Origin of the sequence: Enterococcus montenegrensis (genome assembly GCF_029983095.1) — a bacterium.
GTDB lineage: Bacteria > Bacillota > Bacilli > Lactobacillales > Enterococcaceae > Enterococcus_C > Enterococcus_C montenegrensis.
The window spans coordinates 2,491,433-2,510,310 of the sequence record NZ_CP120467.1 but is presented as its reverse complement, the minus strand read 5'-3'; the positions used below and the strand labels follow the sequence as shown (position 1 = coordinate 2,510,310).

General features: G+C 38.0%; 15 protein-coding genes and 1 other annotated feature. Of the genes, 11 read left to right on the top strand and 4 right to left on the bottom strand.

From position 1 onward, the window contains the following. Positions 1–6: 6 nt before the first annotated feature. Complete coding sequence (locus P3T75_RS12045; protein WP_282461728.1) at positions 7–657, bottom strand: phosphatase PAP2 family protein; 651 nt, start codon at positions 655–657, stop codon at positions 7–9. 410 nt (positions 658–1,067) lie between these two features. On the opposite strand from P3T75_RS12045, the gene P3T75_RS12040 reads away from it, so the two are divergent. The 10 genes from P3T75_RS12040 (at position 1,068) to P3T75_RS11995 (ending at position 14,011) form a co-directional block, all read left to right on the top strand. Next, a complete protein-coding gene (locus P3T75_RS12040; RefSeq protein ID WP_282461727.1) occupies positions 1,068–2,882 on the top strand; it encodes a LysM peptidoglycan-binding domain-containing protein in 1,815 nt (604 codons plus the stop codon). A 47-nt stretch (positions 2,883–2,929) separates the two neighbouring features. Then, positions 2,930–3,136: a binding site (T-box leader), on the top strand. A gap of 73 nt (positions 3,137–3,209) precedes the next feature. Continuing rightward, a complete protein-coding gene (gene leuS, locus P3T75_RS12035) occupies positions 3,210–5,621 on the top strand; it encodes a leucine--tRNA ligase (RefSeq protein WP_230710467.1) in 2,412 nt (803 codons plus the stop codon). A 434-nt stretch (positions 5,622–6,055) separates the two neighbouring features. Continuing rightward, positions 6,056–6,829 carry an ABC transporter ATP-binding protein gene (locus P3T75_RS12030; protein WP_282461726.1) on the top strand — a complete coding sequence of 258 codons (774 nt, stop codon included), beginning with the start codon at positions 6,056–6,058 and terminating at the stop codon, positions 6,827–6,829. Continuing rightward, positions 6,826–8,520 carry an ABC transporter permease subunit gene (locus P3T75_RS12025; protein WP_282461725.1) on the top strand — a complete coding sequence of 565 codons (1,695 nt, stop codon included), beginning with the start codon at positions 6,826–6,828 and terminating at the stop codon, positions 8,518–8,520. Before P3T75_RS12030 ends, P3T75_RS12025 begins: the two co-directional genes overlap by 4 nt. A gap of 103 nt (positions 8,521–8,623) precedes the next feature. Continuing rightward, positions 8,624–9,619 carry an extracellular solute-binding protein gene (locus P3T75_RS12020; protein ID WP_282461724.1) on the top strand — a complete coding sequence of 332 codons (996 nt, stop codon included), beginning with the start codon at positions 8,624–8,626 and terminating at the stop codon, positions 9,617–9,619. A gap of 1 nt (position 9,620) precedes the next feature. Further along, positions 9,621–10,730: a 2-aminoethylphosphonate--pyruvate transaminase gene (gene phnW / locus P3T75_RS12015; protein ID WP_282461723.1), complete on the top strand. Its 1,110-nt coding sequence runs from the start codon at positions 9,621–9,623 to the stop codon at positions 10,728–10,730. Then, positions 10,727–11,524, top strand: a complete 798-nt coding sequence (gene phnX / locus P3T75_RS12010) for a phosphonoacetaldehyde hydrolase (protein ID WP_282461722.1) — start codon at positions 10,727–10,729, stop codon at positions 11,522–11,524. The genes phnW and phnX overlap by 4 nt, the downstream gene beginning before the upstream one ends. 125 nt (positions 11,525–11,649) lie before the next feature. Then, entirely contained in the window at positions 11,650–11,829 is a 180-nt protein-coding gene (locus P3T75_RS12005; RefSeq protein ID WP_282461721.1) for a helix-turn-helix transcriptional regulator, read from the top strand. A 44-nt stretch (positions 11,830–11,873) separates the two neighbouring features. After that, positions 11,874–12,335 (top strand): hypothetical protein, encoded by a 462-nt coding sequence (locus tag P3T75_RS12000; RefSeq protein WP_282461720.1) that lies wholly within the window; start codon positions 11,874–11,876, stop codon positions 12,333–12,335. A gap of 137 nt (positions 12,336–12,472) precedes the next feature. After that, positions 12,473–14,011: a WD40/YVTN/BNR-like repeat-containing protein gene (locus tag P3T75_RS11995; protein WP_282461719.1), complete on the top strand. Its 1,539-nt coding sequence runs from the start codon at positions 12,473–12,475 to the stop codon at positions 14,009–14,011. 138 nt (positions 14,012–14,149) lie between these two features. Here P3T75_RS11995 and P3T75_RS11990 read toward each other — a convergent pair whose 3' ends face one another. The 3 genes from P3T75_RS11990 to P3T75_RS11980 all read right to left on the bottom strand — a co-directional run bounded on the left by P3T75_RS11990 (position 14,150) and on the right by P3T75_RS11980 (position 16,943). Then, positions 14,150–14,389 (bottom strand): hypothetical protein, encoded by a 240-nt coding sequence (locus tag P3T75_RS11990; RefSeq protein ID WP_282461718.1) that lies wholly within the window; start codon positions 14,387–14,389, stop codon positions 14,150–14,152. A gap of 14 nt (positions 14,390–14,403) precedes the next feature. Next, entirely contained in the window at positions 14,404–15,273 is an 870-nt protein-coding gene (locus tag P3T75_RS11985) for a sialate O-acetylesterase (RefSeq protein ID WP_282462608.1), read from the bottom strand. Between the two features lie 158 nt (positions 15,274–15,431). Then, positions 15,432–16,943, bottom strand: coding sequence for a UDP-N-acetylmuramoyl-L-alanyl-D-glutamate--L-lysine ligase (locus P3T75_RS11980; protein WP_206903946.1), 1,512 nt, complete (start codon positions 16,941–16,943; stop codon positions 15,432–15,434). A gap of 209 nt (positions 16,944–17,152) precedes the next feature. On the opposite strand from P3T75_RS11980, the gene P3T75_RS11975 reads away from it, so the two are divergent. Continuing rightward, complete coding sequence (locus P3T75_RS11975) at positions 17,153–18,793, top strand: putative polysaccharide biosynthesis protein (protein WP_282461717.1); 1,641 nt, start codon at positions 17,153–17,155, stop codon at positions 18,791–18,793. Positions 18,794–18,878 lie beyond the last annotated feature (85 nt).

Sequence of the window (18,878 nt, the reverse complement as noted above, 5' to 3'; positions counted from 1 at the left end):
CCCTCATTATTTCTGTTGGTTTTTAAAACGCCAGACAAAGCGTTTTTCGCTAAAGTAAGGATATGTTAGGCAGAGCCAGCCCAGAGCAAGGCTATAGCCACCAATAATATCACTTGGAAAATGAACACCGAGATAAATACGGCTAGTACCAATAAGAACAATTAAAATGCCAAGCAGAATTTGTAGTCCGAGTAAAATTTGCTTGTTTTTCAGTAAACCTGGCAAAATGAAAATCAAAGTACCATATAAAATCATGCTGGCACAAGCATGTCCACTGGGAAAACTAAAACTATGTTCAGACACTAAATGCTCTAATGTAGGACGTTCACGTTGGAAGACAAGCTTAATCAGCGGATTTACAATCCCTGACACTAAGCCGACATTTATAAAGAGCCACAGCGCTTCTGCGTAATACTTTCCGCGATAAAATAAAAATAAAAAGGCCAGTGCCAAAATGACAATCGTGGCAGGGTTAGCAAATTTTGTAATCCAAATAAAAAAACTATTCCAAGTGGGATATCCACTACGAAGGATGCTGGTAACAAAATTATCAAAGCCTGTTAACCATTGGCGGTAAAATTTCACCACATAACCTAAAAAGACAAACAGTAATAAGGAACAACTACCAGCAAATTGGTAATAAAGTTTATGTTTCATAAATTCTCCTTTAGTAAATGTAAGTAATTATTTGACAATGGAATTATTATAGCATGAGAAGTTGTCCCTTTCTTTTATTGGTACAAATTTTTTCTGATATTAAGATAAGGTTAAAAAAAGTCGAAAATATCACTTTTTCACATTTTTATTAAATAATATAAAAATATTTTACAAAGCAGAACTTATGTAATCGTTTTGCAATATTTTGCTGTTTTTTAATAACTTAATTTCTCAATAATTAAGCAGATAAAGCTTGATAAAATAAATAATGTTAGTAATAAAAATAACTAAATAAAGATAATGTTACAGCAATTTAACAAATTGCCGAAATAATCGTTTAAAACTTTTAATAAAAAACATTAGCCTGTATACTTAAAGTTAAGAAAAGCTTAAAAAAGGAGGCGAGCAACTTGACCCAACTTGTTTCTCGTAAAGAACGACGTAAAGAAGAAAAACAAATTAAGTTTTACCGCGATGCTAAAAAAAGCGCGGCAATCGTGGGCACAACTTTAACTGCTTGCTCTGTAGTGGCACCTTTGGCAAAACCGGTGACAGCAGAAGCAACAAGCAACAACCAAGCACAAATTTCAAGAGACTTAAGCCAAACTTCTAGTCGTAGTAATTCCACTGCATTGATTACAGAATTGGCAGCTCATGCACAACCTGTAGCGGCAGCAAACGACTTATATGCTTCTGTCATGATTGCCCAAGCAATTGTTGAAAGTGGTTGGGGAACAAGTAGTTTATCCCGCGCACCTTACTATAACTTATTTGGTATTAAAGGCAGTTACAATGGTAAAACTGTCTATATGAACACCTTAGAATATTTAAATGGGAAATGGGTGACCATGAAAGAACCTTTCCGGGATTATCCTTCCTATAAAGAATCTTTTGCAGATAATGCTGCAACATTACGCAATGTTTATATCGGCGGTCAATATTATTATCGTGGTGCTTGGAAGAGTAATACCAGCTCTTACAGAGATGCAACGGCTTGGTTAACTGGACGTTACGCTACTGCACCAAACTATGCTTCAGCATTAAATAGTGTAATTGAAAGTTACGGACTGACTCGCTATGATACACCAGCTAGCGGTAATGCTGGCGGAGGGGCTTGGAGTGGTGGTTCTGGTTCGACTAATAACAACAGTTCCAGTGGTTCTTCTTCAAGCGTAAGCCAGTATTATACGGTACAAAGTGGCGACTCTGTGTGGGGCATCGCGAACAAATATGGCATTAGTATGAATAATTTGATTAGCTGGAATAATATCAAAAACAATTTTATTTATCCTGGCCAACGCCTAGTGGTGAAAAAAGGTACTAGCGGTTCTACTACAACAAATGAAACACCAAGTAAACCGACACAAAACAATAATAAACCAAGTGGAAATACAACAAGTTCTAGTGCTACACAATACTATACTGTTCAAAGCGGAGATTCAGTTTGGGGCATCTCAAATAAGTACAATATTAGTATGAGCAGTTTAGTGAGCTGGAATAATATCAAAAACAATTTCATTTATCCCGGCCAACGTCTAGTGGTGAAAAAAGGTACTAGCGGTTCTACTACGACAAATAACACACCAAGTAAGCCGGCACAAAATACCAATAAGCCAAGTACCAATAAACCAGCCAATACAAATAATAGTAGCGGGAAAACTTATTACACTGTTCAAAGCGGAGATTCAGTTTGGGGTATCTCAAATAAATATGGTATTAGTATGAATACATTAGTGAGCTGGAATAATATCAAGAATAACTTTATTTACCCGGGGCAACGCCTAGTGGTGAAAAATGGTTCTGCTAGTACAACAAATAATAAACCCGCCCAAAATACGACAGCAGCTAAGCCAAATAACAATACAAATACAAGTAATACGGGCAATAGCGGTCAAAATCAATACTACACCATTCAAAGTGGAGATTCGGTTTGGGCTGTAGCGAACAAATATAAAATTTCAATGGATCAATTCCGTCAATGGAATAATATCAAAAATGATTTTATTTACCCAGGCCAAAAAGTTATTGTGAAAAAAGGCAGCGTACAAGGCGTTCAAGCACAAAATTCTAGCAGCCAAAACAACAGCAAAACCTATCAAGTACAAAGTGGTGACTCTGTTTGGGGAATTGCCGATAAGTTTGGTATTACGATGGATAAATTGATTCAGTTAAACAAAATTCAAAACAATTTCATTTATCCTGGTCAAACGCTAAAAGTAAAATAATAATTGAATTTTGGTATATTCTTTGTTAGTATAACTAACAAGTAGAAAACTTCGCTGTGAGAAGGAATAGTAAAAAGCAAATCGTTTTAGAGAGCACATGGTTGGTGGAAATGTGTACGAACTCTTTTGAACTCGCCTTTTAGCGTTAGCAGTTGAAATAAGTAGGCTGTTACGGTGACGATCGTTACAACGTTTGAGGCTTATCTTTTTTGATGAGCAAAATTAGGTGGTACCACGTAGATTACGTCCTATAAAAAGCATAGCTTTTTATAGGACTTTTTTTATACGACTGATTGCCAGTCAATTAATTTTTAGGAGGATTTAGCAGTGTACGATCATAAGCAAATCGAAAAAAAATGGCAAAAATATTGGGCTAAAAACAATACGTTTAATACCCATGACAAGACAGATCAACCCAAATTTTATGCTTTGGATATGTTTCCATACCCATCTGGTCAAGGGCTACATGTAGGCCATCCAGAAGGTTATACAGCAACGGATATTTTATCACGAATGAAACGTTCACAAGGATTTAGCGTATTACATCCAATGGGGTGGGATGCTTTTGGTTTGCCGGCGGAACAATATGCTTTAGACACAGGCAATGACCCAGCTGAATTTACAAAGAAAAATATTGAAACTTTCAAACGTCAGATTAATTCATTAGGTTTTAGTTATGACTGGAATCGTGAAATTAATACGACTGATCCAGAATACTACAAATGGACGCAATGGATTTTTACCAAATTATATGAAAAAGGCTTGGCCTATGAAGCTGAAGTTGCGGTTAACTGGGTTCCAGAATTAGGGACAGTAATTTCCAATGAAGAAGTTATTGATGGGAAGAGTGAACGTGGCGGCTACGATGTCATCAGACGTCCAATGCGTCAATGGATGTTGAAAATTACCGCCTATGCCGATCGTCTCTTAGACGACCTTGACTTGGTTGACTGGCCAGAAAGTATTAAAGAAATGCAACGCAACTGGATTGGTCGCTCAGTGGGAGCAAATGTTACCTTTAAAGTTGCTGATAGCAATGAAGATTTCACTGTGTTCACTACCAGACCAGATACATTGTTTGGTGCGACCTATGCTGTTTTAGCACCAGAACTTGATTTAGTTGAAAAAATCACTACGCCAGAACAAAAAGAAGCAGTAGCAGCTTACATTGAGCAAGCAGCAAAAAAATCAGAATTAGCGCGCACAGACTTAGCAAAAGAAAAAACAGGGGTCTTCACAGGAGCTTACGCCATTAATCCAGTTAACGGCAAACAAATTCCAATTTGGATCGCAGATTATGTGTTGGCGACTTATGGGACAGGCGCCATTATGGCAGTACCTGCTCACGACGAACGGGACTATGAATTTGCACAAACATTTGGCCTGGATATTATTCCAGTTTTAGCTGGCGGCGATGTAAAAAAAGAAGCCTATACAGGTGACGGCAAACATATCAACTCTGACTTTTTAGACGGTTTAAACAAAGAAGAAGCCATTGAAAAAATGAACGCGTGGCTTGAAGAAAACGGCGTTGGTAAAAAAGAAGTCAGCTACCGTTTGCGGGACTGGTTATTCTCTCGTCAACGTTATTGGGGTGAACCAATTCCAATTATCCACTGGGAAGATGGAACAACAACAGCTCTTTCAGAAGAAGAATTACCGTTGCGTTTACCTGTTACAGATAATATTAAACCAAGTGGTACCGGTGAATCACCACTAGCCAATATCGAAGATTGGATTAATGTCGTTGATGAGAAAACGGGTAAAAAAGGTCGCCGTGAAACCAATACAATGCCACAATGGGCAGGTAGTTCTTGGTATCATTTGCGTTATATCGATCCTCACAACAAAACAGCTTTAGCAGACTATGATAAATTGGAACGCTGGTTACCAGTAGATATTTATATCGGTGGAGCTGAACACGCGGTCTTGCACTTATTGTATGCTCGCTTCTGGCATAAATTCTTGTATGATATCGGTGTGGTGCCAACAAAAGAACCGTATCAAAAACTATTTAACCAAGGTATGATTCTTGGGGGCAATAATGAAAAGATGTCCAAATCCCGTGGTAATGTGGTAAACCCAGATGACGTGGTGGAAAAATACGGTGCAGATACATTGCGGATGTATGAAATGTTTATGGGGCCACTTGATGCGTCGATTGCCTGGAGTGAAAATGGGCTAGAAGGTAGCCGCAAATTCTTAGAACGCGTTTGGCGTTTAATCGTAGACGAAGAAGGAAAAATGCGCGATCGCATTACGACCTTTAACGATGGTAAATTGACTAAAGTTTACCATCAAACGGTAAAAAAAGTAACCGAAGATTACGAACAGATGCACTTTAACACCGCAATTTCACAATTGATGGTCTTTATCAATGAAGCATACAAAACAGAAGCACTTTCCTATGCGTATATTGAAGGCTTTGTGCAATTATTAGCACCAATCGCCCCCCATATCGCAGAAGAACTTTGGGCGATTTTAGGCAACGAAGGCGGTATTTCTTATGTAGCTTGGCCAACTTATGATGAAGCGCAATTGGTTGAAGATGAAATTGAAGTTGTCTTCCAAGTGAATGGTAAAGTTCGCAGCAAAGTCCAAGTTGCCCGCGATCTTTCAAAAGATGAATTAGAAAAAACTGCATTGGCAGATAATGCGATTAAAGAACATATTGCCGGCAAAACAGTTCGCAAAGTGATTGTCGTACCAAATAAATTAGTGAATATTGTTGCCAATTAAAAAAATGAAAAAACACAGGTAGAAGCAATCTTTCTGCTTATTGTTAAAAAAGGATTCAGTGGATAGCCGTTAGGGCTTTTACACTGAATCCCTTTTTATCTGGAAGGAAAGGATAAGTTTTTCGCAAGAAAAGCTAAACGAGTTCGAAACGCTTTTCTAATTGTCTAGCTTCACGAACTAGCTTTATCGGCCTTAAGTCAAAATTTCAAGAAATTTGTAGGGCAATTTATTGAAATTCTGTCTTAATGCTCAAAAGCTAAACGAGTTCGAAACGCTTTTCTTATCCTAGTGACTATTTACATAAAATATACAGGCTTTACCAATCTTTTACTTAAAGGTGTCAAGTCATTAACATTTTGCCTCTATACTGAAGTCAGTGAAGCGGAATTGATAGTTTTTTCGAAAATTTCAGTCAAAAGAAAAGGGGCAGAGAAATGTTAGAAATTCAACAAGTAAATAAAAGTTTTGGTGCACAGACGATTTTGACCGATATTGATTTAGTGATTAAACCGGGGGAAATTGTTTCCATTCTCGGTCGCTCTGGTTCTGGCAAAACTACTTTATTAAATATGATTTTAGGTTTAGAAAAACCCAACAGTGGGCGTTTGGTATACAAAGGGCAAGATATCACCAACGTGCCAATGGAAAAACGCGGCTTTAATATTGTCTTTCAAGATTATGGTCTGTTTCCTCATTTAACTGCAAGAGAAAATCTACTTTATGGTTTGAAAAGAAAACCTAGTCTTTCTACAAAAGAAGAAGTAGCGGAATTAATTCAACTACTCGATTTAGAAAAACATTTGGATAAACCAATCAGGGCTTTATCTGGTGGGCAAAAACAACGCGTAGCCTTGGGAAGAACATTGGTAATGAAACCAGAAATTTTATTGCTAGATGAGCCTTTAAGTGCATTAGATGGTGTCATCAAAGAATCGATTAAAGAAAAAATTCAAATGATCGCTAAAACATTGCAGTTAACCACTATCATCGTGACCCATGATCCAGAAGAGGCTTTGACATTGTCAGATAAAGTGATGGTCTTAGAAAATGGTCGGGTCGCAAAATTTGCTGCACCGGCAGAAATTATCGCTGAAGCGGGCAGTCCGTTTATCCAGGATTTTGTAGTGGCGCAATTGGAAACGAAATATCGTAATATTCAAAATATCTTTGCCCTATTTCAAGGTACCCACCAGGTGGCACAGCTATGAAAGCAATAAAAATTACAGATTTGGTACAGTGGCTATTAATTGGCGGAATTATCATCTTCTTTATTATCCCAGTTATTACTTTAATTACAGCTGGACTCTTTGAAGGTCAACCACTTCAAGGGGCAGTTCGTATTTTATGGCAAAGTGGTTGGCTAGCAGGCTTTTTCAACAGTGTGATACACGCCGGCATTGCTGCGGCGCTTGCAACAATTACCGCATGGCTTTTGGCTTATGGGATGCATTTTTCACGACTTTTTCAACTTATACGTCAGTTTAGCGATTTGCTCTTTCGTTTGCCAATGTTATTACCAACGATTACTTATGGCTTTGTCTTACTTTATTGTTTTGGTAAACAAGGGCTTTGGACTAGAATCTTAGGCTTTGAACTTTTTGATTTATATGGTTCTAGTGGCGTCATTTTGGGCTATTTTATTTATACGTTGCCAACTGCCTATTTGCTCCTTTATAACGGCATGGATTATTTGGACCAACAATATTTAGTCGTTTCGCGCTTATTGGGGGATAGCCCAATAACCAGTGTATTACAAAATGTTTTACGCCCGATGCAAAAATTAATTGGGATCAGTTTTTGTCAAACATTTTTCATGGCGTTTACCGACTTTGGGATTCCAACGGCGGTAGGTGGACGCAAAGTGTTTATTACGACGTTACTCTATGAAGGGTTTACCGGTTCTATTCCAGATTTTCAAAAAGGCTCACTTGTCGCATTATCCATGTTGATACCATCATTATTCAGTGTTTTACTGATTCGTCAGTTGCAAAAATTACAGCAGTCCTTTAAACAACGCCGTAAGGTACCAGTGGTAGCCAATCTAGCCCGCGACAGCTTTTTGGGTTTATTGTTTGTCCTAGTCGGCGGCAGTTTGTTGGCCATGTTTTCAGTTATGTTTATTATTCCCTTTGTCACAGCCTGGCCTTACGAAATGATTTTCACCACAGAGAACTTTCGTGCATTTTTTGCTGATGATTTATTAAGTAATACATTAAGTAATTCGTTAATTGTCAGTCTGATTTCAGCGGTGGTGGGGATGAGTATTGCCTATTTAGCTGGAATTGTTACTTCCTTTAGCCGTCAAAATAGTATTGCAGCTAAAGGCATTGATTTATTTGCAACCTTAACCAATAGTTTTCCGGGGATGGTTTTAGGGGTCATGTTCTTGTTGGCTTTTAGTGGAACAACGCTACACAATACGCTAAGTATTTTAGTGATCGCCAATATTATTCACTTTTTTGCCACGCCCTATCAAATGGCAAAAGAAAGCTTTCAAAAAATGGATCATAGTTGGGAAAAAACTTCGCAAATTATGGGAGATCGTTGGATTGATTTAGTATGGCGCATTATAATTCCTAATTCTCGGGGGACGATTTTAGAGATGATGAGCTATTATTTCACCAATAGTATGGTAACAATTAGCGGTTTGATTTTCTTAGTTTCTGCGCGAACCAGTCTGATGACTACAAAAATTAAAGAGTTACAGCACTTTGGGCGTTTTGTAGATATTTTCATTTTATCCTTATTGATTTTAGCAATTAATTGTGTCGCGTTATTTGCAATTAAGTTAACTAAAAAATATTGGGGGAAGAAAAAAGAGGTTACCCTTAATCAAAAACAGTTTCACTTTCCTCAAATTTTATTTAAAAGAGAAATGCAAAAATTTTCTTCTAAATAGCACATAGTAATTGCGATTCACTACTAGCTAAAAGTGAGTTGTAAAGGCAGCATGTTTTTAGCCGGCAGCCTATAAAATAAAAATTATTGCAAGGAGCAAATGAATGAAAAAAGTAATGAAGTTTATGGTGGTTGGAATGTTAAGTTTAGGGTTAATTTCTTTAGCCGGTTGCAAAAGCGGTTCCGGTGCGGAAAAGACAAAAGATGACAAAGCAATTATTTATACCAATGCCGATGAAGAACCGGTAAAAGCAATGGAAAAAGCTTTAGATGAAAATGGCTTTAAAGGTAAATACCTTGTCCAAAGTTTAGGGACGTCTGAATTAGGGGGCAAACTCTTAGCCGAAGGGAAAAATTTAGAGGCCGATATTGTTACCATGAGTACCTTTTATTTGGATAGTGCGGAGGAAAAAAACAAGTTTTTAGAAAAATTAGATGTCGGTGTTAAACCGCTCCAAGTTACAACAGGTTACACATTACCTCTAACAGTTCAAGAAGGAGTCGTTTTTTATAATACAAAAGCGTTGAAAGAAGCGGGGATTAATCCACCGAAAAGCTTGAAAGATTTAGCGAAACCAGAGTATGCGGGGCAGCTATCGATTTCTGACATTAAGCAATCTTCAACAGCGTGGTTGTTATTCCAAGGTTTAATTGATACGTATGGTGAAGATGAAGCCAAAGCTATTTTAGCCAAGATTTATGAAAATGCCGGAGATCATATCGAAGCTTCTGGATCTGGCCCGTTAAAGAAAGTCAAAGTAGGAGAAGTCGCAATAGGGTACGGTTTGCGTCACCAAGCAGTGGCGGCTAAAAAAGCGAAAGATCCAATCGACTATGTCGAACCTAGTGAAGGCACATACAATTTAACCGAATCGATTGGCATTTTAAACAAGGGACAAAGTAAGGAAAAAATGGCAGATTTACAAAAAATGGTAGACATCATTTTAACAACAGGACGCAAAGAAATCATCACCTATTACCCGAGTGCTTTGTATGAAGAAGAGAAAACTGATGGATTGGAAATTGCCAAAGATCAAAAAGTTTACAGCGAAAAATTAACACCAGAATTATTAGCAAAACATCAAGGGATGGTGGAATAAAATGGAATATAAATTATTAACACCTGGACCGTTAACGACAACGGAAACCGTTAAAGAGGCAATGTTAGTAGATCATTGTACCTGGGATGATGATTATAAAATCATCACCCAGCACATTCGCCAGCAATTACTGGCATTAGCCCATGTTTCAGAAACAGAATATACGACGATTTTAATGCAGGGATCAGGTAGCTTTGCAGTTGAAGCCGTTTTAAGCTCAATTGTAGGGGAAAAAGACAAAATTTTAATCTGTGGCAATGGTGCATATGGCGCGCGGATGCAACAAACTGCTGCTCGTTATGGCCTGAACCATCTGTATTACGAAGTAGCAGAGACCAAAATACCCGATGCAACAGAAATTGCGACTATTTTAGAAGCTGATTCTGCCATTAATTTTGTAGCAATGGTACATTCTGAAACAACTTCAGGTATTGTAAATGATATTGAAAGTGTCGCAAAAGTGGTAAAAGCACATCAAGCTACCTTTATTGTGGATGCGATGTCTAGTTTTGGTGGTATTGAAATTCCAATGGCAGAAATTGGCATTGATTTTCTTGTTTCAAGTGCGAACAAATGTATTCAAGGCGTCCCAGGTTTTGGCTTTATTATTTGTCGTCGGGATCAATTGGCATTAAGTTGTGGTAAAGCGCGTACTTTAAGTTTGGATATTTTTGATCAGCACCAAGTTATGGATCATGATGGAAAATGGCGTTTTACTTCCCCAACCCATACGGTTTTAGCCTTTCAACAGGCGCTAAAAGAACTGGTACAAGAAGGCGGTATTGCAGCCCGCTATAACCGTTATGCCCAAAATAATCACATTATTAGAACTGGGATGGAAAAATTAGGCTTTGCGCCATTGATTGCAATAGAAAATCAAGGACCCTTTATCACGACATTTCACTATCCTTTTCCAGAATTTTCTTTTGCAGATTTTTACGAATATTTAAAGGAAAACGGCTATGCGATTTATCCTGGTAAGATTAGTGAGATTGATTGCTTTAGGATCGGCAATATTGGCGAGGTTTATCCCTCTGACATGATGAAAGTTCTTCAGCTAGCAGAAGAATACTTAGTAAAAAGCAATGTGAAAGGAGCGGTGGCACTATGATTTGCGGTGTAATTTTTGATTGGGCAGGTACGACAGTCGATGATGGCTGTTTGGCACCGGTAGCGGCTTTTGATACAGCTTTTGCCAAGGCGGGAATTCATTTGACTGAAAGAGAAATTCGAGAACCAATGGGCTTATTAAAAATCGACCATATTAAAACTTTGCTAGCTTTGCCTCACGTCAAAGTAAAATGGCAAGAACTTTATGAGCGTAAAGCAAACCAAGCAGATGTAAAAAAGCTGTATGCTGATTTTGAAAAAGTATTATTTTCGTCTTTGGCACAATACACGACGCCAAAAGAAGGTTTACTAAAAACGGTTCATTGGTTACGCAAAAATAATATTAAAATTGGCAGTACAACAGGGTATACCAAAGACATGATGAGAATAGTTGCCAAAGGGGCAAAACAAAATGGCTATGAACCTGATTTTTTAGTGACACCAGATGACGTTAACGGGGTGGGGCGGCCTGCGCCAGACATGATTTTTCGCAATGTAAAATTAATGGGAATTAATGATTTAAAACGGGTAATTAAAGTTGGCGACACTACTTCGGATATTAAAGAAGGTAAAAATGCTGGTGTGATTTCCGTTGGTGTCATTGAAGGCAGTTCAGCTTCACAATTAACTGCAGCAGCTTTTTCAAAATTGTCTTTTGAAGAAAAAGAATCACTGCGAGAAGCAGTAACACAAAAATATTACGAAGATGGCGCAGATTACGTCATTGATCGTTTAAGTGATTTACCATTTTTGGTAAAAGCCTTGAATGAAGAATTGGAATTTGCTGCTTTATAAGTTGAACAAAACAAATAGGAAAATACTAGACTAGGGGCAAGTGAGTTGTCCCTAGTTTTTTTAGCTTGTGAAGCATAATCGTAAGCGCTATACTTGAAAAAATTAAGTAAGGAGGAGCAATTATCATGGGTTGGAAATTAGTAAATCGCTTGGCGCAAGTACGAAAAGACGGTGGTCTTACCCAAGTAGAATTGGCGGATAAATTGTTGATTTCCCATCAAACAATAGCAGCAATTGAAGCGGGAAGTTATGTTCCCAGCGTTGAATTGACGCTACGAATTGCTTATTTTTTAAGCGACCAGTAGAAGAAATCTTTCGCTTAAATCAAAAAAAGTGAGTAGGTGAAAAAATGAACGTACGACGTTATCAGCGAGATGAAAGAGAAAAATTAGTTTTTTGGCAAAGCTTAGGTGTAGCGTTTTGGGTTTTAGCGGTACTAACGGCTATTAGTAGTGGCTTTTTTGAATATCTTTTTTCTGATTCACTCAATATGTTCTATCTCAATTTTTTTCTTAGTTTTACAGTTGCGCTATGGTATCAATTTTTACAAAAAGCCTACTTTTTTGGCGAAGAGCCTAATTTAAAGGGACTTGCAGTGGGGCTATTTTGTAGTTTTTTTATCGTTTATATTCAATTTAGTTTTATCTCACAGCCAAGTCCAACTGACAAAATTGGCGACCGTTTTTCCTATGTCGGCTTGTTAGTATTCGCTGTCTCTCAAATGATTTTTTACATATATTTTTTAGGCAACAAAAGAAGTCAAAAAAATTACAAAAATAAAAGAATAGTTTGGCAGCGGAAAATAAGATAATTTTAGTATCCGCTGTTTTTGTTTAAAGAGCTGATAATTTTTTTCAATTTGGCCTACTTCTAATTTAAAAATTTTGTAAGGCACTATTTTTTTTGTTATTTTCTTGCATAATAAAGAAAATTTAATTGGAGTAGAATATGGATCAGGAACTTTTAATTATTGATTTATTAAGCGGCAAAGAAATTATCTTAGCCATTTTACAACAGTCAAAAAAACAATTTTTTCTTTTTTTTGGTGGTCTAGCATTCCTGGTGACCAGTTTTTTCTTTGGTCTTGGTACGGTGGTGTATCACTATTTGCAAAAGCATGTGATGTCAACTGCAGCAATACAAAAAATAATTTGGTTACATCGTTTTTCTAATTTATGCGGCGGAGTTTTACTCAGCCTATGTCTGATAATGATGTTATTCATTTTGATTAGTTATTTTGTCATCAAAAGCGATTTTCAAAATTGGTTGGAAAAACGTGTTAGAAGATCGGCGGGTTTTCCTGCGGTAATTGAGGATGTGGATGAATACTTTTTAAAGACGAAAAAAGAAATTAGACTAGCAAAAAGTGACTGCGTTCTTTTAGCCCAACGTTTCAATGGCGATAAGCTCATGATTGGTGTGGAGGATCTGGGCTGGGGCTTAACTAGAGGAAGAATTTTTCTGCTAGCTGTTGATAGTAGGCAAGGACATGTGCGATCAGGAAAACTATCCCATAAAAAACCAGCTGGAAAGTTAGCGATTGCGATAGGAATGGTATTTTTGATAGTGGGGGGACTATGGTTTTATGTCGCACAGGTAACCAGCAGCCTGCAAAATAATACAGCAGCACCAGCTGATTTAAAGACCGAGGTAGTAAAAGACAGTCCGATAACAGGGCTATTAAAGCAACAAGGTGCAGCTCCTGATAAAATTGCGAGTCAAAAAAATGAACTTTATCTCGATGTTAAAACCCATCAACTGTTTCAAACGACAGATCAAGGAGCACATTGGCAATTCGTACCTTTAAAAGCAGATTGGCTACGAGGCGGGAGTTACTTATTAACCAGTGGTGAAATTCCTTTTGGTTATTTTATGGAGGACACGTATCAAATCGGGAAAGATTTTTCTTGGTATCTTTATACCACTGAAGCTGGGGACTATCTCAATTTATATTTACTAATTTCAAATGATAATGGTAATTCCTGGCAGAAAAGACAGATCGGAGAAAAAGTGAGTGGCTTGCGTTATCGAAAAGTACAATTTTTTGAAAATGGTAGTGGAATAGTGGTAATTTCTAAAATTGGCGCCACTTCTGCTGAAGAGGTGACGCTTTTTATTACCCATAATCATGGAGAAGATTGGTATGAGGCAAGCAGCGAAACGGTGAATGCACCGGTTCAAAATGTTAGTTTTATTAATGGGGATATTGGTTTTATTGCTACGCGGGAAAATATTTATTACACAAAAAATGCTGGACGTTCGTATCATGAGGCCGTGATCAATGTAGAAGAGCAATATTTATTAGGCGGCTTAGATATTTTCCAGCCACCTAATGAAGTGACAGAACTTACGAGCACGACTTTAGAAGCTAAATTTTATCTGACCAAAAAGACAGGGCATATGTACGCCTGCTTGTATCGTTCCAATGATGGCGGGCAAACATGGGAATTTGTCCGCGAGCTGTCAGAGGTTACGCCAGCCGATTAGCTGATTTATGATTTAGGACAGCCGGAAAATTTAAGCTAACTTGTGGCAGTAAAAAAGCACAGATAAGTCTGAATTTAACGATCTAAGTGTTAGTGCTTAGGATATTCATCTTGTTTGTGCTTTTTTATGGGGAAAATTTTAATTGCGGGCATCAAAGCTGCGTTTGTAATCTTGCATTTCTTTGATCGGTAAATTGATAATCGCATCATCTGGTGCGGTGATGATGATCCGTGTTTTACCGTTAAGGTCTTTTTCTAATGTTACCAAAAGATCGCTGTCAACGGGAAAACCAGCGGCATCCAACATTTTTTCTGGGAGTAAAAGTCCAAAATTTTTATCCCACTGTACAATTTTTGATTTGCATGCATCGATTTTCATTTTTTCACCTCGTCTTAAAGCGTGGGCTTATTTAAAATATAAGCGGCTAAATTCAGTCCTGCTTGATCGCCACATAAATTATAGCCAGTCTGAGTGTAATGATAATTGTCTTTCATTAAATCTAGTCTATCCATCCATTCAAAGGCATTGGCGATTAAAACAACTTGTTTTTCTTGGGCAAGTTCTCGTTGGGCGTAGATAATCTGTTGATATTTTTTTGGTTCATCTTTTTTATTGCCAATTTGAATTAGAAAAGTTTCCTCTACCCCCGCTTCAGATAGAGCCTTTTGCAAGGCGGTAAAGCGCATTTTATATTCAGCGCTACTCATGGCGTGATCGCCATCGGTTTCACCTTGGCACCAAACTAAAAAGCGACTTTTAATCGGGATATTTTGCTGGTGCAAAAAATTTTCACAACGTTGTAAACGTTCTAAAATATCGGTGCAATAAGGACTTTTTGGTTGCCACTCTAAAATACTACTCCCGCCTTTAGACGCAGAAATTCCCACTACAATGCGACGGGTACAGTCGTAATACGCATTTACAAGACTACTAACAAGTGAGCCTGATTTTTTATTTTCATCATTAATCCCAGTCGGGTTGTCTTCAGTTTTTCCAAAGGGCTCTTGCAGATGAAAAAGTTTTTTAGGTGCACTTACCGGACGAAACTCGTAGCCTTCTTTAACATAGGGAGCCAAATGGGCTTTTCCACGCCCCGCCATATTACTTTGACCAGCAAAAAGAATTATATCCACGCCATCTTGTTTAGACTCTAAAGGTTGTGGGTAGTGTTTTTTTAATTCAGCTCTTTCTTTTTCTAACAAACCGCGAAATTCCGTAATAGAGGTAGGGCGATGAACCGTTAAATTTTGCAAGAAAATCACTCCTAATTTATCTGTACTAATTAAATGGTACCTCATCTTGGTAAGCGTGACAAAGTTTAGAGCGTCTTTTTGTAAAAATAAAAAAACTTATTCAAAGTAGACTGTCGTTTGCTGTGAATAAGTTTTTTTATTTAAGAAAGTAAGTTGTACTTTATGTTTTATACGTGGTTTTCCTTAATTAAGCGCTGGGCAATGAAGTAGTCACCTTCATAAGGCATATCTTCACCGTTGATTTTTTGATATTCATCGACACCTTTACCGGCAATGACCACAGCATCAGCAGAATCACTTAAGGCAAGTGCGGCGGCAATAGCTTTGGTGCGATCCATTTCAAAGTGAACTTCCAATTTTTCATTGGTGATATGAGCGTTAATTTCTTCGGCAATTTTTTGTGGGTCTTCAAAAGCGGGATCATCTGCTGTTAAAATAACGACATCTCCATGTTCTGATAATGCCTTACCAAAGTCGGCCCGGCGGGAAATTGCTTTGCCACCAGTACTACCTAGCACGACAATTACACGCCCTGTGGGATGTTCTGCTTGGGCAAATTCCAATAAAGTTTTTAAGCTCAAATAATTATGGGCGTAATCGACATAAACACTGGCGCCGTTTGTATTGAATAAATGATCCATTCGTCCTGGAACGCGGGCAGTAGCTAAGGCATCTTTTGCAGATTTCACATCAGCACCGACAATCGCCGCAGCTAAAAGGGCCGCAGTCGCATTTTCCTGGTTGAAATCTCCGGCTAATTGAATACTGTAATCTGCAGCAATTTGTAATTCGTCATTTTTGCTAGTAACTGTGAAGTGCTTGTTCTGGCCACTAGTGACTAGATAGTCTGCATTTTTGCGACCGTAGGAAATATATGGTGTTTGCAATAATTCACAGTTTTCTTTTAACAGTGCAAAATAGTCACTACCAGAATTTAAAATCATCTTTTTCGAGTGACGTAAGAGCTGCCGCTTGCAATAAAAATAATCGTCAAAAGTCGGATGTTCAATCGGACTAATGTGGTCAGGGGAGATATTTAAAAAGATACCCACGTCAAAAGTCAAACCGAAAACCCGCTCTGTTTTATAGGCCTGCGAAGAAACTTCCATCACCAAATGGGTCATTTTATTGGTTACAGCTTGGCGCATCATTTGGTATAAATCTAGGGATTCTGGCGTGGTCAAATGGGATTTAAAATAAGTTTTGCCATCTAAAGATGTATTCATCGTCGACAACAAAGCTGTTTTATTTCCTGTTGCTTTAGCCAAGAGCGCGTGGGTGAAATAAGCCGCTGTTGTTTTACCTTTTGTCCCAGTAAAAGCGACTAATTTTAATTCTTTTTCGGGATGGTCGTAAAAAGCCGCTCCTAACAGTGCCATCGCTTTTTTGATATCTGTGACAATGATGGCACATTTTGCACTGACGTCAAAAGGCGCTTCTGCCACGTAAACTTCTAGACCATTGGCTAGTGCGCTGATTAAATAGTCAACTTTAAAATTAAGTCCCTTACAAAAAAACAAACTGTTCGCATCTGCTTTACGAGAGTCGTAAGTTACGCTACTAAATTCTTTTTTTGGTAAATCCACGCAGGTTAAATGCCAACCAGTCGGCGTAATCATTTCTTTTAGTAAATCATTTTTCAGCAAAATTGCGCTGATTTTTTCTAATGTTAATGTCATGGCACAGGCCTCACTTTACATTTTACTTCGGTTGTATTATAGCATTAATTAAAGTTGCTACCAACCAACAGGAAATAAAGTCAGTTTTATGACATATTTTGCCAGGTGTTGCAAATCAATTAAATTTACTCAAAAAAGATTGCCGGAGGGAACTTTTGTAAGTAAAATAGAACATATGTCTTGAAACCAATAGAAAGTAGAGAAAATAAATGAGTGAAAAATTCGTGGCGCAACAGGAACTATCCACTGAAGAAAAAATGGCCAAAGGTTCCACGTGGCTAACGATTGGCAATATCGGTTCTCGTCTTTTAGGGGCGATTTATATCATGCCTTGGTATTACTGGATGGGAGAGCATGCTAACCAAGCCAACGCGTTGTTTAACATGGGGTATAATTTTTATGCCTTGTTCATGATGCTTTCTACTGCCGGCATTCCAGCCGCAATCGGAAAACAAACAGCCTATTACAATTCATTAAATGAATACGCGACCAGTCGCAAATTGTTACATCGCGCCTTGCAGGTTATGGCCGTCTTTGGTCTAATTGCAGCAGGGGCCATGTATTTGATGTCACCTTGGCTAGCAGATATTTCCGGTGGTGGCGCAGAGCTGATCCCAACAATTCGTTCTTTAAGTGTTGCGATTTTAGTTATTCCTTGTATGAGTGTTATTCGTGGCTACTTCCAAGGTCAAAATGAGATGAAGCCTTTTGCCATCTCCCAAGTCTTAGAGCAAGTCGCCCGCGTATTTTACATGCTACTTGCAACTTTCATCATTATGAAAGTTGCCAAAGGAGAATACACAACTGCCGTAACGCAATCAACTTTTGCTGCTTTTATCGGAGCTATTATTAGTATTTTAGTCTTAGTCTATTATCTTAGAAAAGATAGAGTGCGGATGGATTACTTAATTGAACACAGTGCCAACAATGTCAACTTGGATACCAAAGATTTACTGATTGAAACAGTTAAAGAAGCCATTCCTTTTATTATTATCGGATCAGGAATTACGATTTTTAAACTTGTCGACCAAGTTACTTTTGTGCGGGTGATGTCCTCTTTTACTGCATACTCACAAAATCAACTGACTTCTTTGTTCTCCATTTTCAGTGCCAATCCAGATAAATTAACGATGGTGGTAATTGGTCTGGCAACTTCTATGGCACTAGCTGGCTTGCCTTTAATTACCGAGGCGAAAACCCGTGGGGATCACAAAGGACTAGCCAAATTAATTAGTAACAATTTGCAATTATTTGCATTTGTTATGTTTCCTGCAACATTTGGGATGATTGTTTTGGCCTATCCGTTGAATACTTTGTTTTATGCCCCAAGTCATTTAGGTGCGAGTGTTTTAGTTGAAGCAAGTATTTCTGGTCTTTTCTTAGGGCTTTACATGATGACTTCAAATATGTTGCAGGGAATGTATGAGAACTTAGCGGCGATTGGCTATTTTGTCATTGGCTTGGTTATTAAAATTATCATACAGATTCCACTAATCATGGTTTTTGAAGTTTATGGTCCACTCTTAGCTACTATGATTGGCTTTGGGGTAACCTGTGGTTTGAATTTGTATAAATTGCACAAAATTTCTCGCTTCAATCGTATTTTAACTTTCCGGCGGACAGTTTTGATTTTTATCATGACAGTGATTATGACAGTGATTGCATTTATCATGCGTCAATTAATGGGGCTGGTTTTAGATACCGATAGCAAATTGCAATCATTTGTGATGATTTTAGGGGTTGCTGCTGTTGGTGGGGCCAGCTATGTCTTTATGGTCTTGCGGGTGCGCTTAGCCGATAAATTATTAGGGACGACAGCGGAAAAAATCAGACGACGCCTGCATATGTAAGAAATAGACAAATAAGAAAAAGGGACTGTGATATTTTTTCACAGTCCCTTTTTGCAAGTAGAGCAGTTTTTTTAGTAGCTTGAAG

Bases quoted from the DNA above. Each gene is read 5' to 3' on its own strand.
- P3T75_RS12045 (WP_282461728.1), bottom strand. From the start codon at position 657: ATGAAACATAAACTTTATTACCAATTTGCTGGTAGTTGTTCCTTATTA.
- P3T75_RS12030 (WP_282461726.1), top strand. From the start codon at position 6,056: ATGTTAGAAATTCAACAAGTAAATAAAAGTTTTGGTGCACAGACGATT.
- P3T75_RS12025 (WP_282461725.1), top strand. From the start codon at position 6,826: ATGAAAGCAATAAAAATTACAGATTTGGTACAGTGGCTATTAATTGGC.
- P3T75_RS12020 (WP_282461724.1), top strand. From the start codon at position 8,624: ATGAAAAAAGTAATGAAGTTTATGGTGGTTGGAATGTTAAGTTTAGGG.
- phnW (WP_282461723.1), top strand. From the start codon at position 9,621: ATGGAATATAAATTATTAACACCTGGACCGTTAACGACAACGGAAACC.
- phnX (WP_282461722.1), top strand. From the start codon at position 10,727: ATGATTTGCGGTGTAATTTTTGATTGGGCAGGTACGACAGTCGATGAT.
- P3T75_RS12005 (WP_282461721.1), top strand. From the start codon at position 11,650: ATGGGTTGGAAATTAGTAAATCGCTTGGCGCAAGTACGAAAAGACGGT.
- P3T75_RS12000 (WP_282461720.1), top strand. From the start codon at position 11,874: ATGAACGTACGACGTTATCAGCGAGATGAAAGAGAAAAATTAGTTTTT.
- P3T75_RS11995 (WP_282461719.1), top strand. From the start codon at position 12,473: ATGGATCAGGAACTTTTAATTATTGATTTATTAAGCGGCAAAGAAATT.
- P3T75_RS11990 (WP_282461718.1), bottom strand. From the start codon at position 14,389: ATGAAAATCGATGCATGCAAATCAAAAATTGTACAGTGGGATAAAAAT.
- P3T75_RS11980 (WP_206903946.1), bottom strand. From the start codon at position 16,943: ATGACATTAACATTAGAAAAAATCAGCGCAATTTTGCTGAAAAATGAT.
- P3T75_RS11975 (WP_282461717.1), top strand. From the start codon at position 17,153: ATGAGTGAAAAATTCGTGGCGCAACAGGAACTATCCACTGAAGAAAAA.